Annotated in this window: 12 protein-coding genes; 11 read left to right on the top strand and 1 reads right to left on the bottom strand. The window is 68.1% G+C overall.

Features of this window, described 5'->3' with window-relative positions; translation table 11 throughout:
- Window positions 1-170 precede the first annotated feature (170 nt).
- The 4 genes from rlmN (at window position 171) to RAH39_RS11245 (ending at window position 4,033) form a co-directional block, all read left to right on the top strand.
- Window positions 171-1,190 carry a 23S rRNA (adenine(2503)-C(2))-methyltransferase RlmN gene (rlmN, locus tag RAH39_RS11260; RefSeq protein WP_306590197.1) on the top strand — a complete coding sequence of 340 codons (1,020 nt, stop codon included), beginning with the start codon at window positions 171-173 and terminating at the stop codon, window positions 1,188-1,190.
- 32 nt (window positions 1,191-1,222) lie between these two features.
- Complete coding sequence (dut, locus tag RAH39_RS11255) at window positions 1,223-1,678, top strand: dUTP diphosphatase (RefSeq protein WP_306590196.1); 456 nt, start codon at window positions 1,223-1,225, stop codon at window positions 1,676-1,678.
- A gap of 388 nt (window positions 1,679-2,066) precedes the next feature.
- On the top strand, window positions 2,067-2,825 hold the full coding sequence (locus RAH39_RS11250; protein ID WP_306590195.1) for a dienelactone hydrolase family protein: 759 nt from the start codon (window positions 2,067-2,069) through the stop codon (window positions 2,823-2,825).
- 89 nt (window positions 2,826-2,914) lie between these two features.
- Window positions 2,915-4,033, top strand: coding sequence for an NADH:flavin oxidoreductase/NADH oxidase (locus RAH39_RS11245; protein WP_306590194.1), 1,119 nt, complete (start codon window positions 2,915-2,917; stop codon window positions 4,031-4,033).
- 102 nt (window positions 4,034-4,135) lie between these two features.
- Here the strand turns inward: RAH39_RS11245 and RAH39_RS11240 are convergent, their stop codons facing one another.
- Window positions 4,136-7,405 (bottom strand): S41 family peptidase, encoded by a 3,270-nt coding sequence (locus RAH39_RS11240; protein ID WP_306590193.1) that lies wholly within the window; start codon window positions 7,403-7,405, stop codon window positions 4,136-4,138.
- A gap of 138 nt (window positions 7,406-7,543) precedes the next feature.
- On the opposite strand from RAH39_RS11240, the gene RAH39_RS11235 reads away from it, so the two are divergent.
- The 7 genes from RAH39_RS11235 (at window position 7,544) to RAH39_RS11205 (ending at window position 14,395) form a co-directional block, all read left to right on the top strand.
- Complete coding sequence (locus tag RAH39_RS11235; protein ID WP_306590192.1) at window positions 7,544-8,383, top strand: helix-turn-helix domain-containing protein; 840 nt, start codon at window positions 7,544-7,546, stop codon at window positions 8,381-8,383.
- A gap of 165 nt (window positions 8,384-8,548) precedes the next feature.
- Window positions 8,549-9,796 (top strand): porin, encoded by a 1,248-nt coding sequence (locus RAH39_RS11230; protein ID WP_306590191.1) that lies wholly within the window; start codon window positions 8,549-8,551, stop codon window positions 9,794-9,796.
- Window positions 9,797-9,821: 25 nt separating this feature from the next.
- Window positions 9,822-11,366: a flavocytochrome c gene (locus tag RAH39_RS11225; protein WP_306590190.1), complete on the top strand. Its 1,545-nt coding sequence runs from the start codon at window positions 9,822-9,824 to the stop codon at window positions 11,364-11,366.
- A 38-nt stretch (window positions 11,367-11,404) separates the two neighbouring features.
- Window positions 11,405-11,776, top strand: a complete 372-nt coding sequence (locus RAH39_RS11220) for a cytochrome c3 family protein (RefSeq protein WP_306590189.1) — start codon at window positions 11,405-11,407, stop codon at window positions 11,774-11,776.
- A 53-nt stretch (window positions 11,777-11,829) separates the two neighbouring features.
- Window positions 11,830-11,988 carry a twin-arginine translocase TatA/TatE family subunit gene (tatA, locus tag RAH39_RS11215; protein ID WP_306590188.1) on the top strand — a complete coding sequence of 53 codons (159 nt, stop codon included), beginning with the start codon at window positions 11,830-11,832 and terminating at the stop codon, window positions 11,986-11,988.
- Window positions 11,989-12,072: 84 nt separating this feature from the next.
- On the top strand, window positions 12,073-12,834 hold the full coding sequence (gene tatC / locus RAH39_RS11210) for a twin-arginine translocase subunit TatC (RefSeq protein ID WP_306590187.1): 762 nt from the start codon (window positions 12,073-12,075) through the stop codon (window positions 12,832-12,834).
- A 40-nt stretch (window positions 12,835-12,874) separates the two neighbouring features.
- Window positions 12,875-14,395: a M28 family peptidase gene (locus RAH39_RS11205; protein ID WP_306592118.1), complete on the top strand. Its 1,521-nt coding sequence runs from the start codon at window positions 12,875-12,877 to the stop codon at window positions 14,393-14,395.
- Window positions 14,396-14,490 lie beyond the last annotated feature (95 nt).

Genomic DNA, 14,490 nt, shown 5'->3' with positions numbered 1-14,490 from the left:
AGTGCTGAAGAAGACTTCCAGGTTAATTGGAATATGCCTCTGCGGGAGACGTCTCTTCCGATCCGATGGACCCGCTAGAATGGAAGAGGGCTTCTGCCCCTTTTTTGCATATGACGCCACCCCTCTTCATGCCCTGGGACCGCCCCGCTCCCGAGCGGGGTGGACGGCCTTTGGCCTGGTCGCTGTTTCCGGAGGAACTGGCGGAGTTGGGATGCCCGGGGAGCGCCCTGGAGACCTTCCGCCGGCTGCACCGGCCCTGGACGTGGAAGGACGGCGCCCCGGACCTGGGATCGGGCATCCGCCGCTGGCTGGAGGGCGTCGCGGATCTGACGCTGCCCCGCATCGTGGAGGGGCTGGGTTCGTCGGACGGATCCACGAAGCTGGCGCTGGAGCTGGGGGACGGGAAGCGCATCGAGGCCGTCCACATGCCGCGCAAGGTGCGGAATCCGCGCGTCACCTACTGCATTTCCAGCCAGGTGGGCTGCGCCATGGGGTGCACCTTCTGCGCGACGGGAAGCATGGGCATCCTGCGGAACCTCCAGCCCGGGGAGATCGTGGGGCAGGTCTTGGCCCTGATGGCGGGGCTGGGGCCGCAGCGGGGCCATGAGCTGACGCTGGTGTTCATGGGCATGGGCGAGCCGCTCCACAACCTGGACCATCTGCACCGGGCCATCCGGCTGATGTGCCATCCCATGGGGCTGGGCCTGGGGAAGGGGCGGATCACGGTCAGCACCTCGGGCCTGGTGAGCGGCATCGAGAAGCTGGCGAAGCTCGAGCCGCGGCCGCTGTTGGCCCTCAGCCTCAACGCCACCACGGACGAGGCGCGAAGCCGGACCATGCCCGTGAACCGCGTCTGGAATCTGGCGCGGCTGCGGCGCGCATTGGACGACTGGGGGCTGCGCCGCGGCGAGAAACTCACCTTCGAATACGTCCTGATCGCCGGGGAGAACGACACCGAGGCCGACGCCCAGCGCCTGGCCGATTGGCTGGGGGACCTCCGCACCGGCCACAACCTGAATCTGATTCCTCTCAACGAACACGCCGCCAGCTCGTTCCGCGAGCCGGGAGAAGATGGCGTCCAGCGCTTCTCCGACTGGCTGAAGGCCCGGGGTTGTTTCGTCACGGTCCGGCGGAGCCGCGGGCGGGACGTGCAGGGGGCCTGTGGGCAGCTGGTGAAGGAAAAGGGTTGAGGCTGAAAGCGGGAGACGGGAGGCTGGAAGGCATGCGCATTCCCGTCCACCAGCTTCCTCACGGCCTCGGCCTCGACCTTCCCGCCGCGGCCACGGCCCACGCCGCTGGCATGGACCTGCGCGCGGCGATCCCCGATGGCGAATCCTGGGAGATTGCACCGGGGCAGCGGCGGCTGGTGCCCACGGGGCTGGTGATGGCCATCCCGCCGGGTTTCGAAGGTCAGGTGCGGCCCCGGTCGGGGCTGGCGCTGCGCCACGGACTCACGGTGCTGAACGCCCCCGGGACCATCGACGCCGACTACCGTGGCGAGGTCCAGGTGCTCCTGATCAACCACGGCGACGCCTCCTTCGAGCTGCACCGCGGAGAGCGCATCGCCCAGCTCCTGATCGCGCCCGTGGAAAGCTGGACTTGGATCCCTGAAGCGAGCGTCGAAGCCCTCGGCGACACCGGCCGCGGCAACGGCGGCTACGGCAGCACCGGGCGCTGAAACCGCGAAAAACGCGAAAGGGCGCGAAAAAAAGATCCTCGTTGTTGGCAGGGCTCAGCCTGAAGCGTTTGTAACCACGGATAAGGATCACCACCAAGACACGAAGGGCGCCAAGAAGCGCATCCACAGGAGGTGGAGTTTTTCTTGGTGCTTTGGAGGTGAAAAGAGAATCTTGGGCCTTGATGGCTTATGGGTAGGAATCTGCGCCATCTGCGATTCCCTGCTTTTCAAACCGAGGTTCGCCGATCCTCAGGAAAAGACCTGTCCTTCTTCTGAAATGGGTTCCTTTTTCGCGTCCTTTCGCGCCTTTCGCGGTTCCCTCATGGGGTTCTCCTGGATTCCAAGTCGGAACAGCTATAGCATCGGGCTCTCTTGCTGGAGGTCCGCCATGCGCCGCGCCGCCCTTGCGTTGTCCCTCGCCGTTCTTCCCGCCTTCGCCGGTCAGCCGCTCACCTACGGGAACGGGCCGGTGAAGCTGGCGGGCTACCTGTCGCTGCCCGCGAACGCCAAGGGGAAGGTTCCGGGCGTGGTGGTGATCCACCAGTGGATGGGGCTCACCGATCACGAGCGGAAGGTCTCCGACGATCTGGCGAAGCTGGGCTACGCGGCGCTGGCGGCGGACATCTACGGCGAGGGCGTGCGTCCCAAGGACGGGGCCGAGGCCGGGAAGCTGGCCGGCAGCTACAAGGGAGACCGCGCCCTCTACCGCCGCCGGATCGCCGCCGCGCTGGACGCGCTGAAGGCCCAGAAGGGCGTGGACGGAGCGAGGATGGCGGTCATCGGATTCTGCTTCGGGGGGACGGGCGCCCTGGAAGCCGCGCGGGGCGGACTGCCGGTGAAGGGCGTGGTGTCCTTCCACGGCGGCCTCGACGTGCCCGCGGACTTCAAGCCCGGCGCCGTCAGCGCCAAGGTCCTGGTCTGCCACGGCGCGGACGATCCCTTCGTCCCCGCGAAGGACGTGGCCGCGTTCCAGGACGAGATGCGCACCTCCAAGGCTGACTACGTGTTCGTGGCCTACGCCGGGGCCGTCCACGCGTTCACCCAGAAGGAGGCGGGCGGCGACAACAGCAAGGGCGCCGCCTACAACGAGGCCGCCCACCGGCGCAGCTGGCAGCACATGCGGGATTTCCTGGCGGAGATCTTCTAAGGGCGGCTTGCGACATGCGGGCGCGCCGGGGTTTGGGCTCGATCCTTTTTCCCGTTGGGCCCTCTGGTCGGACCGCCTAAGCTGGAGCCATGTCGACGCTCTTTGCTCCCTTTCAGTTGAAGGCCGTGACGTTGCGGAACCGCGTCGCCGTTCCCCCCATGTGCCAATACAGCGCGAGGAACGGCTTCATCACGGACTGGCACCCCGCGCACTATGCCGGGATGGCGCGGGGCGGAGCCGGCTTGGTGATCGTCGAAGCGACGGGGGTTTCTCCGGAAGGCCGCATCACGCCGGGATGCACCGGCCTGTGGAACGACGAACAGGCCGAAGGGCTCGCGCGGATCGCCCACGGCATCAAGGCCGCCGGCGCCGTGCCGGGCATCCAGATCGGCCACGCGGGCCGCAAGGCGAGCGCCAACCTTCCGTGGGAAGGCGACGACCACATCCCGGCGGACGATCCCCGCGGGTGGGAGACGATCTCGCCCTCGGCCATCGCGTTCGGCGGCGGCTTGTCCAGGGTTCCGAAGGAAATGACCATCGCGGACATCGAGCGCGTCAAAGCCGATTTCGTAGCCGCCGCCCGCCGCGCCCGCGATGCCGGATTCGAATGGCTGGAGCTGCACTTCGCGCACGGGTATCTCGCCCAGAGTTTCTTTTCGATCCACGCCAACCACCGAACGGATCAGTACGGCGGGGACGCCGCAGGGCGCAGCCGGTTCCTCCTCGAAACCCTCGACGCGGTCCGCGCGGTCTGGCCCGACAACCTGCCGCTTACGGCGCGGTTCGGCGTCATCGAATTCGACGGGCGGGACGGGGAGACGCTCGCGGAATCCATCGAGCTGGTCCGCCGGATGCGGGGCACCGGCCTGGACTTTCTCAACGTCAGCATGGGGTTCTCGACCATCGAGGGAAAGACGCCGTGGGCGCCGGCGTTCATGGTTCCCATCGCAGCCCGCGTGCGCCGGGAGGTCGGCCTGCCGGTGAGCACGGCGTGGGGCATCGACGGCGCCGAGGATGCTGAACGCGCGGTGGCCCAGGGGCAGATGGACCTGGTGATGATCGGCCGGGCGCACTTGGCGAATCCGCACTACGCCTATGAGCTGGCGAAATCGCTCGGGGTCGATCGGCCCGCGTGGACGGCCCTTCCGGCGCCTTACGCTCACTGGCTCTCGCGCTACCGTGGAGCCGGAGAAGGATCGGCCCAGTAGCGGCGAGCCAGGCCCGGAGCGGACGAACCCTTCCTGCGGAAACCCCCTCGGCCGTACGGACCGGCGCCCCGCGTTCGCGGGGCGCCGGTGTGTGGGAATCCGCTAGTTGGAGCGGTTGGGATAGGGCGGTTTGACGGCCGCCTTGGGCTGCTTCTTGAGGGCCGCTTCGACTTCCTGGATGGCGCGGTCCAGCTGGGGATCCTTGCCCTGGGCGAGCAGGGCGGGATCGTCCATCACCTCGATGTCGGGGTCGACGCCGTAGCCTTCCACGATCCACTTGCCGTCCTTCGAGTAGATCCCGAAGGTGGGGACGGTCACGCCGCCGCCGTCGATCAGGTTGGGCGCGCCGCTGATTCCGATCAGTCCGCCCCAGGTGCGGCGGCCGATGAGGGGACCGAGCCCCGCCTGCTTGAACAGGAAGGGGAAGCAGTCGCCGCCCGATCCGCTCCAGCCGTTGATCAGCATGGCCTTGGGGCCGTCATGCGCCACCGGCGGCCACTGCCAGTCCTTGCCGTCGCGGACGCCGTAGTAGTTGAGGGTCTTCCGGCCCAGCAGCTCCACGAAGCGGTCGGGGATCTGGCCGCCGCTGTTGAAGCGCTCGTCGATGATCAGGCCGGCCTTGTCCCACTGGCCGCGGAACTGGCGGACGAGGTCCGTCTGGCCGCCGACGGTGGTGTCGGGCACGTAGATGTAGCCGAGGCGGCCGCCGGAGACCTTCTCCACGTACTTCCGGTTGGCTTCGACCCAGGCCCAGTAGCGCAGGGTGTAGTCGCTGGCGACGGTGTCGGCGAGCACGTCGCGGGCGCCCTCGAGGGAGGGCTTGTCGTTGACGGTGAGCAGCACGGTCTTGCCCGCCAGGCCCTGGAAGGCGGCCCAGGGGTCCTTGCGGACGTCCAGCGGCGTGCGGTTCACGGCGAGGAGGTAGTCGCCCTCCTTCACCTTCAGTCCGGGCTGGACCAGGGGGCCGCGGTTCTGGGCGTCCCAGTCGGCGCCGCGGAGGATGGTCTTGATGCGGTAGGCGCCGTTCTCCAGCGCGAAGTCCGCGCCCAGGAGGCCGGTGCCGAGGCGGGCCGGCATCTCCAGGTCGCCGCCGCCGCGATAGGCGTGGGAAGCGTTCAATTCGGAGATGAGCTCGCCGATGACGAAGTTGACGTCCTCGCGGGTGACGCAGTCCTTCAGCAGGCTGCCGTAGCGGCTCCGCATGGCCTTCCAGTCGACGCCGTGCATGCCGGGGTCGTAGAAGAAGTCGCGCTCCAGCCGCCAGGCGTCGTTGAAGATCTGCTGCCATTCGGCCTGGGGATCCACCGTCATCATCAGCTCGGCGGTGGGCAGCTTCTTGTCGAACTTCTGGTCGGGCTTCAGCTCCACCACGGCGTATTCCTGCTTCCGGTTCACCAGGAGCTTCTTCCCGTCGCGGGTCAGGATGGCGCCGTCGACGTCGGCCAGGACGGTCTTCTCCTCGCGCTCTTCCAGGTCGTAGGTGTAGAGCGTGGTCTTGGTCTCGCCGGTGGGGTTCAACTGCGCGGCGCGGCGGTAGACCAGCTTGCCCTTGGCCGCGGCGACGTCCGTGTAGTAGCCGGGCGCGGGCGGCAGCAGGACCATGCGCGCCTCGATCCCGTCGAGGTCGATCTCCACGGGCTTGGGAGCTTCGGCCTTGTCGCCGTCCTTCTTATCGCCTTCCTTTTTGTCCGCTTCCTTCTTGTCGTCCTTCTTTTCGTCCTTGCCGGCCTCGGCGTCGTTCCGGGCGCCGATGGGGGAGGGCACGTCCTTCCGCAGGGGAATGGCGGCCAGCCGCGTCGTGGCGGCGTAGATCCAGGTGTTGTCGAGGTCGCTGTAGCTGGGGCTGAACTGCTGGCCCGTGGACAGGAACAGGTACTTGCCCTCGGGATCGAAGGCGGCGTCGCCCGCGTTGTAGAAGGGCGAGGTGACCTCGTGGCGGTGGGCGGTCTTCGTGTCGTAGAGCACCACCACGCTGTTCTGGTTGGGCGTGTCGCGGGCGTAGGCGACCCAGCGGCTGTCGGCGGACCAGCTCGCGCGGAAGCCCTCCAGCCCGTCCTCGAACATGAAGTGGCCCTTGTCCACGGCCTGGACGCGGCCGGTGTCCACGTCGCACAGGTTGACGCGCATGGCCTGGTCGACGAAGGCCACGCGCTTGCCGTCCGGCGACCAGAAGATGCGGTAGCGGAAGCCGGGGCCCAGGTGCGTGACCTGGCGCTCCTCGCCGGAGCCGTCCGCGGCGCGGAGGCACAGCTCGTACTCGCCGCTGCGGTCGCTGAAGTACGCCACCTGCTTGCCGTCGGGCGACAGGGCGGGGAAGCGCTCCGCCGCGCCGGAGGTGCGGGTGAGGTTCACGACGTAGCCCTTTTCCGCGGGCACGGAGAAGACCTCGCCCCGGGCCTCGAACACCGCCCGCTTGCCCTGGGCGGAGACGTCCGGGCGGCCCAGCAGCCGGCTGGCGTTTTCCGTCCGGGGACGGAGGGTGGCGCGGTCCGTGGTGACCTCCACCTTCACCTCCACCACCTTCTCGCTGGGCAGCTCGATGCGGTGGAGCCGCCCGCCCGCTTCCAGGACGATGTCCGAGGGGCCGACGGCGGGGAAGTGGGCGTCGTAGTCCTTGAAGAAGGTGATCTGCTTGAAGGCCTTGGTGGCGGGATCGTAGGACCAGACGTTGGCGCGCTTCACGCTGTCGCGGTCCGACAGGAAGTACAGCTTCCCGCCGTACCACATGGGCTGGGAGTCGTTGGAGCCGGCCTCGCTGGGGAGGCGGCTGGCGGTCTTCTTCTCCAGGTCGTAGAACCAGATCTCCGACGCCATCCCGCCGCGGTAGCGCTTCCAGGTGCGGAAGTCCGTCGAGATGGGCTGGTAGGCCAGCACCTTGCCGTCCGGCGACAGGGCGCCGAATTCGACGTAGGGCAGGGGGAAGGCCTCCGGCAGGCCGCCTTCCTTCCCCACCTTGAACAGCTTGTTGAACCGGTCCTTGCCGGATTCCCGTCCGGAGGCGAACAGCAGGGACTTGCCGTCGGGCGTCCAGTCCACCAGCCGGTCGGCCATGGGGTGGTAGGTCACGCGGGCGGGAACGCCGCCGCCGACGGGGAGGACGTAGACGTCCAGGTTCCCGTCGTAGTTGGCGCTGAAGGCCAGCTCCTTGCCGTCCGGCGAGAAGCGGGCGAAGGCCTCCTCGCCCTTGGGCGTGGACAGCCGCTGGGCCACGCCGCCGGTCTTGGGGACGATCCACAGGTCGTTGGCGTAGGTGAAGGCGATCTGGGTCGCCGACACGTCGGGATAGCGCATCAAGCGGGCGTCCACCTGCGCCGGAGCGCACAGGGAAGCCGCCACGACCAGGGCGGTGGAAAAGAAGGGAAGCAGGCGCATCGGCTCTCCAGGTTCCTGAGGGGTCCAGGCATCTTACGCGCGAGGGCCTCAAAAGTTGAGGCAGGATCGAAGACTTGCATCTTACAAGTTGAGTTCTAAAATGACCTCGACGGTATCTATGCCGTCCGGAAGCCGGTCATGGATACGCTGTTCGCGGTTTGGCCCCTCAATGAGCGCAGCAACCTGCACTGGCGCATGGGGGAGCCGGCGCCCCACCGTCACCCCTTCCACCAGATGTTCTTCATCACGGAAGGCACCGGCACGCACTGGGTGGACGGCGAGGAGACGCGGATCCGGGGCCCCTGGGTGATGCTGCTGGCCAAGGGGAAGACCCACCTCTACCTTCCCGACGTGGAAGCCGAGGGGTGGCTGTTCGATTTCGACGAGGCGTTCCTGGACGGCGACGCCGCGTGGATGTTCTCCCATTTCGTCGCCCTGTCGAACCTGCCGCTTCCGAAGGACGGGCTCTTCCAGCAGGCCTGCGACCTGGCGCGGCTGATGTGGGACATCGGGAAGATCCGCACCGATGAATCCCTGCCCGCGCTGCGCCATCTGATGTCCGCCTTCATCCACCTGCTGGAGCCGCGGATGCGCGGCGCGGCCACCCGGAACCAGCCCCACCGCGCCTCCGACCTCCAGCTCTTCCAGGGGTTCCTGCGCCACCTGGACGTGTCGTTCGCGGCGGAGAAGGACGTGGATTTCTACGCCCATCAGCTGCGCTGCACGCCCCGCCGCCTGGGCGCGGCGTGCCGGGTCATCCTCGGGAAGACGCCCCAGCACCTGATCTCCGAGCGCTGCATGCTGGAGGCCAAGCGCCTGCTGGCCCATTCGGACATGAGCGTGCAGCAGATCGCGGCGGGCCTCGGCTGCGAGGACCAGTCCAATTTCACCAAGGCCTTCCGCAAGGCCACCGGCGAAACGCCGTCCGCGTACCGCAAGCGGCTGGGCCTCATCCAGCCGGCGTCGCTGCCGGGCTGAGGCGGTTCCGGTCCGGGAATTACCAGAAATTGGCAGCGGAGTACCAGGTGGAAATTCCCCTGGCGGTCTACTCTTTTGCCCATCGGCCCGAGGATTGAGAACCTACGGGTAGTCAAACATCAACCATTGAAATGTTGCGATTAAGCGACGCGGAGAGGGTCTGCCTTGAAAACGAAAACCATCCTTCTGCTGCTATCGGCGAGCGCGCCGATGTGGTCCCAGGCCAGTGACGTCCAGATCTACGGGACGTTCATGCCGTTCCTCGATCACATCAAGACCTCCGGTGCCACGGCGCCCGGGCTGTCCCCGGCCAACGGCGGCGCCACCCAGGTGGCCGCCTCGGCCTACACGGGTGACCTGGGCAACCTGCCCGCCCGGAACCGCATGACCTCGGGCACCTCGAACCTGGGGTTCAAGGGCAACTTCAAGGTGAACGACGATCTGAAGATCATCTGGCAGATCGAGAGCGCCGTGAGCCCGGACGGGGACGCCCCGAACAGCCTCACCAGCCGCAACAGCTGCCTGGGGCTCGAGGGAAGCTGGGGGCGGGTGTTCTATGGCAACTGGGACACGCCCTACAAGTACCCGATCCTCCTCGTGGGAGCGCTGCGGGGCCTGAATCCCTTCGACAACGTGCTGACCGCGAACCCCGGGTTCAACGTGCCGGGCACCACGACGCAGAACGGCCGGGTGAACGGGAAGGCCGACGCGGCCTTCAACCGGCGCCAGGGCAACAGCGTGCAGTACTGGAGCCCCGATCTGAACGGCTTCTCCGCGCGGGTGGCGTATTCGGTCAACGAAGGGAAGACCACCGCCACGACCACGGTGCCCTCCGTCAGTCCGGATCTCTACTCCGCCCTGCTGTCCTACCGGAAGGGCGCCTTCTCCATCAGCTACGGCTTCGAGCAGCACAACGACTACTTCGGGCTGGCGCAGCTCGGCGGGTCGGCGGGAGCCACGCAGACCAACACCTCGTCCAAGGACGTGGGCCACGAGCTGGTGGCCTCCTACAGCTTCCCCACGGGGACGAAGATCTCGGCCATCACGGAGCGGCTGACCTACGACACGGACGACACCGCCGCGGGCAAGGTGAACCGCTACGAGCGGGACGCGTGGTACCTGCTGGTGCAGCAGCGGTGGGGCGCCCACCAGTGCTTCGGCTCCTACGGGAAGGCCGGGGCGGGAACCGCCAAGGTGGTGGGCGGCGGCCCCGTGACGACCAACGGCTTGGGCGGCGCCCAGTGGAGTCTCGGCTACACCTACGGGCTGTCGAAGACGGCGGATTTCTACGCCTCCGTCTACGGGATGAACAACGACCGGTCGGCGAGCTACGCGCTGTTCCCGCCCGTGGGCACCGTCGCCCCCGGCGCGTCCACCACCGGCTTCGGCCTCGGCATTCTCTACACCTTCTGATTCCGTCCTTCCAAGGAGAGCAGACATGAGCGACGAAACCAAAGACATGAGCCGCCGGGGATTCCTCGGCGCGGGCGGCGCGGCCCTGCTGGGCGGCGTGGTGCTCGGCGCCCTCCCGCTGGAGGGCAAGAGCCTGGGCGAACCCACCACCGCCCAGCTTCCCAAGACCTGGGACGAGACCCACGACGTGGTGGTGGTGGGAACGGGCTTCGCGGGCCTGTCGGCCGCCATCGAGGCGCGGCTGGCGGGGGCCAGCGTGCTGGTGATCGAGAAGATGCCCGTCCACGGCGGCAACTCGATCATCAACGGCGGCGACTTCGCCGCGCCCGCCAACAGCTTCCAGAAGGCGGCGGGCATCCAGGATTCCCCCGACCAGATGCTGAAGGACATGCTGAAGGCGGGCTCCAACCTCAACCACCTGAAGCTGGCGAAGACCGTGGCCGAGCACGCCAACGAGTCCCTCGAATGGGCGCGGACCTACGTTGGAGCGGAGTTCACCCGTCTCAACTACCACGGCGGCCACTCGGTCAAGCGCTCCGTCCAGACCGTGAACCAGTCCGGGTCGGAGCTGGTGAACAAGCTGCTGGCCAAGGCCCAGGAACTGGGGGTGAAGGTGGTGACGCGCACCAAGCTGACGCGGCTGCTCCTGGGCGCCGGAGGCCGGATCGTGGGCGTGGAGGTCCGCCAGGGCCACAAGTGGCCCGACGAGGCCTCCGGCACCCTGGCCGCGATCAAGGCGCGCCGTGCGGTGGTACTGGCCTCGGGCGGGTTCTCCCGCGACGTGGCGCTCCGCCAGATCCACGATCCGCGCCTCACGCCGAACTTCGAATCCACGAACCATCCGGGAGCCACGGGCGAAGCGCTGCTGGCGGCCTGCCGCGCCGGCGCCATGGACGTCCAGATGGACTGGATCCAGCTGGGCCCCTGGACCAGCCCCGACGAGCCGGGCTTCGGCCACACCCCGCAGGTCTGCGAGCGCATCGTCGGCTACGGCCTGATGGTCGATCCCAAGACCGGCAAGCGCTTCTTCAAGGAGACCGGCAACCGCAAGGAGCGCGCCGACGCCATCATCGCCATCGGCCATCCGGTGGTGATCGTCGGGGATTCCGCCGCCATCGGCGGGCAGGTGGTCCCCAAGGTGCTCGGCAAGGCGATGGAGGTCGGCGCGGTGCGGCGCTTCAACACCCTCGACGAGGTGGCCCGAGCCTACGACATGCCGGCCGGCACCTTCCTGGAGGAAGTCACCCGCTGGAACGGCTTCGTGGAGAAGAAGAAGGATCCGGATTTCGACTGCAAGATCTTCCCCGACGCCCTGCCCACCGCGAAGGCGCCCTTCTACGCCATGCGGCTGTGGCCGCGGGTCCACCACACCATGGGCGGGCTGGTCATCGACGACCGGGCGCAGGTGACGGGCTTCGACATGAAGCCGATGCCCGGACTCTACGCCGCGGGCGAAGTCACCGGCGGCGTCCACGGCGCGGTCCGCCTGGGCAGCGTCGCCATGGCCGACTGCGTGGTCTTCGGGCGCATCGCCGGCCGGAACGCGGGCCGCGAGAAGGCCTGGAGCTGAGCATGCATCCCACCCACTTGAACGCGAGGATTTCCCCCATGCCGACCTCCCTTTTCCACCGCTTCCGGACCGCCACCCGCCTGCTGCTGTTCGCGGCGATGATCCCCCTCGGCCTCGCCGCGGCCCAGCCGGCCACCTTCACCGCCGACCTCCACAAGGCGAAGGGCGTGAGCTGCGCGGACTGCCACGGCAATGGGAAGAAGAAGACGTTCGTTCCCGCGGAGCGCTGCCTGGGCTGCCACGGCCCCGAGGCCGACCTGGCCAAGAAGACCGCCGAGGTGAAGCCCGAGAATCCCCACGCCTCGCCCCACTGGGGCTCCCGCATGGAATGCAACGTCTGCCACCGCCAGCACGAGAAGACCGTGAACTGGTGCAATCACTGCCACGCCTTCAATTTTCAGGTGCCCTGAGCCCTCGCGGCCCGGCATCCCCGATTTCAACCACCGCCACCGATGGAGCACCCATGGGCAATCTAGGAATGATGGAAATCCTGCTGATCGGCATCGCGCTGCTGATCTTCTTCGGACCCTCCCGCCTGCCGGAACTGGGCAAGAGCCTGGGCAAGGGCATCCAGGAATTCAAGAAGGCCACCAAAGAGCTGACCAGCGCCGTCAAGGACTGAGACCGGCCCGGCGCCTGGCGCCGAGTCCTGAATCCCAAGCCCGGTCTCCACGGGGACCGGGCTTTTTTTCCGCGGAGGACGCTGGTGTCTCCCCTTTCCCCCGACAAGATGAGCTTCTGGGAGCACCTCCAGGAGCTGCGGGTCCGCATCGTCCGCTCGCTCATCATCGTCGCGGTGTGCTTCGCCGCGACCTACGCCTTCCGCTTCAAGCTCTGGATCTGGGCTCAGAAGCCCTTCATCGACGCCATGGCCCGCCAGACCGGCAAGGCCGCCGCCGACCTTCAGCCCTTCGCCTTCACCGACCTCACCGAACCCTTCTTCAGCATGATGCGGCTCTCCCTCTGGGCCGCCGCCTTCCTCGCCGCGCCCCTCCTCTTCCACCAGCTCTGGGGCTTCATCCGCCCCGGCCTGATGCCCAAGGAGCGCCGCCTCGTCGTCCCCTTCGTCGTCGTCACCTCCGGCTGCTTCCTGACTGGATCGGCCTTCGCCTACACCCAGGCGTTCAAATTCCTCGGCGACATCCTGTTCCAGGAAGCCGCCACCGCGGGCCTGCGGGCCAACCTCCACGTCTCCGACTACCTGGACCTGTTCATCTCCACCACGCTGATCACCGGCGTGATGTTCGAGCTGCCCGTCCTGTTCTTCTTCCTGGCGAAGTTCCGGATCGTGACCGCCCGCCTGATGCTGAAGTACTGGCGCCACGCCACCATGGCCATCCTGATCTTCAGCGCCTTCTTCACCCCCGGCGACGTCGTCGTGACCACGCTGTTCTTCAGCGTCGTCCTCCTCGGCCTCTACTTCGTCTCCGTCCTCGTCGCCTGGATGGCCGAACCCCCTCCCAAATAGGCGCCCTATAGTGGGACCCAGGGAGGCCGCCGTGCGACCCATGCTCTGTGCTGTCCTGCTTTGCTCCGCGCTGCTGGGCCAGCGCGCGCCCGTCGACGAGGGCGCCGTGCGGGCGCACCTGGCGTTCCTGGCGGACGATCTGCTGGAGGGCCGCGGCACGGGGCAGCGGGGCGGCGAACTGGCCGTGCGCTACCTGGAGACCCAGCTCCAGGCGATGGGCCTCCGGCCCGCGAACGGCGCCAGCTACCGGCAGACAGTGCGCCTGTCGGGCGTGCGGCTGGACCCCGCGGCCAGCGGGCTCTCGTTCGAGGGCGCGAAAGGCGCGTTCGTCCCCGCCTTCGGCGCCGATCTGGTGGCGGGCGCCGCCGGCGCGGAGACGTCCCTGGCGGTGGACGCCCCGCTGGTCTTCGTGGGCCATGGGATCTCCGCTCCGGGGCGGGACGACTACAAGGGCCTGGACGTCCGCGGTCGGATCCTCGTGATGTTGGTGGGCGACCGGAAGAACGGCCCGCCCGCGCCGCTCTGCTGCGAGGCGGAGAACTATCAGGGCCGGTGGACCTACAAGTTCGAGGAGGCCCGCCGCCGCGGCGCCGCGGGCGCGCTGCTGATCCACACCGACGCCTCCGCCGGCTACGGGTGGACCGTGGTGCGGAACGGCTGGACCGGCGAGCGCTTCCAGCGGGAGGGCGCGGGCCAGGCCGGCGCCGTCCAGGGCTGGCTGACCGAGGCCGCGGCGGCGAAGCTGTTCGCCCTCGCCGGCCAGGATTTCCGGAAGCTCGTCAGCGGTGCCGACGGCGCGGATTTCCGGCCCGTCCCGCTGTCCGTCCGCGCGAAGGGAAGCCTGAAGTCCGCGGTGCGGTCCCTGGAGCAGTGGAATGTGGCCGGGATCCTTCCCGGTACCGATCCGGACCTGCGGAAGGAACTGGTGATCTATTCCGCCCATTGGGACCACTTCGGGAAGGGCGCGGATGGGGCGATCCATCCTGGGGCCGTGGACAACGGCACGGGGTGCGCCGGGGTCCTGGCCCTCGCCCAGGCGTTGGTCCGGAACCCGCTTCCGCGAAGCGCGATGTTCCTATTCCCGTGCGGAGAGGAGCAGGGCCTGTTGGGCTCGTCGGCCTACGTGGCGGAGCCCCTCTGGCCCCTGGACCGCACGGTGCTGGCCATCAACCTGGAGAGCCTCAACGTCGTGGGCCCCACCCGGGACATCGGGCTCCTGGGCTCGCCGGACGCGCGGATCCGCGAACTCTGCGCCCGTGCCGCGGCGGCCGTGGGCCTGGCGGTGACGCCCACGCGGCCGGACCCTGCGGGCCTCTGCTTCCGCTCGGACCACTTCCCCTTCATGAAGGCGGGCGTTCCGGCGCTGTCGCCGGGCTTCTCCCTGGACGGCGGCTGGGACTACGTGGGCGACAAGCCCGCGGCCCAGCGGAAGGCGGCGGACTTCATGAACCACTACCACCGCCCCACCGACCGCTACGATCCCGCGTGGAACCTGGAAGGCCTGATGCAGCAGCTCCGCTTCGCCCTGGAACTGGGGCGCCTGGTGGGGGCAGCGCGCTGAGGGGTTCAAGCTAAAAAAATCACCGCCAAGGCACCAAGAAGCCAAGAAAAGCAGAAAAAGCTTCTTTTGTCTTTCTTAGCGGCCTTGGCGTCTTG

Source organism: Geothrix sp. 21YS21S-4 (genome assembly GCF_030845995.1).
Taxonomy (GTDB): Bacteria; Acidobacteriota; Holophagae; order Holophagales; family Holophagaceae; genus Geothrix.
This window is presented reverse-complemented; position numbering and strand designations above follow the sequence as displayed.

Bases quoted from the DNA above. Each gene is read 5' to 3' on its own strand.
- dut (WP_306590196.1), top strand. From the start codon at position 1,223: ATGCGCATTCCCGTCCACCAGCTTCCTCACGGCCTCGGCCTCGACCTT.
- RAH39_RS11235 (WP_306590192.1), top strand. From the start codon at position 7,544: ATGGATACGCTGTTCGCGGTTTGGCCCCTCAATGAGCGCAGCAACCTG.
- RAH39_RS11225 (WP_306590190.1), top strand. From the start codon at position 9,822: ATGAGCGACGAAACCAAAGACATGAGCCGCCGGGGATTCCTCGGCGCG.
- RAH39_RS11220 (WP_306590189.1), top strand. From the start codon at position 11,405: ATGCCGACCTCCCTTTTCCACCGCTTCCGGACCGCCACCCGCCTGCTG.
- RAH39_RS11240 (WP_306590193.1), bottom strand. From the start codon at position 7,405: ATGCGCCTGCTTCCCTTCTTTTCCACCGCCCTGGTCGTGGCGGCTTCC.
- tatA (WP_306590188.1), top strand. From the start codon at position 11,830: ATGGGCAATCTAGGAATGATGGAAATCCTGCTGATCGGCATCGCGCTG.
- RAH39_RS11250 (WP_306590195.1), top strand. From the start codon at position 2,067: ATGCGCCGCGCCGCCCTTGCGTTGTCCCTCGCCGTTCTTCCCGCCTTC.
- RAH39_RS11245 (WP_306590194.1), top strand. From the start codon at position 2,915: ATGTCGACGCTCTTTGCTCCCTTTCAGTTGAAGGCCGTGACGTTGCGG.
- RAH39_RS11205 (WP_306592118.1), top strand. From the start codon at position 12,875: ATGCTCTGTGCTGTCCTGCTTTGCTCCGCGCTGCTGGGCCAGCGCGCG.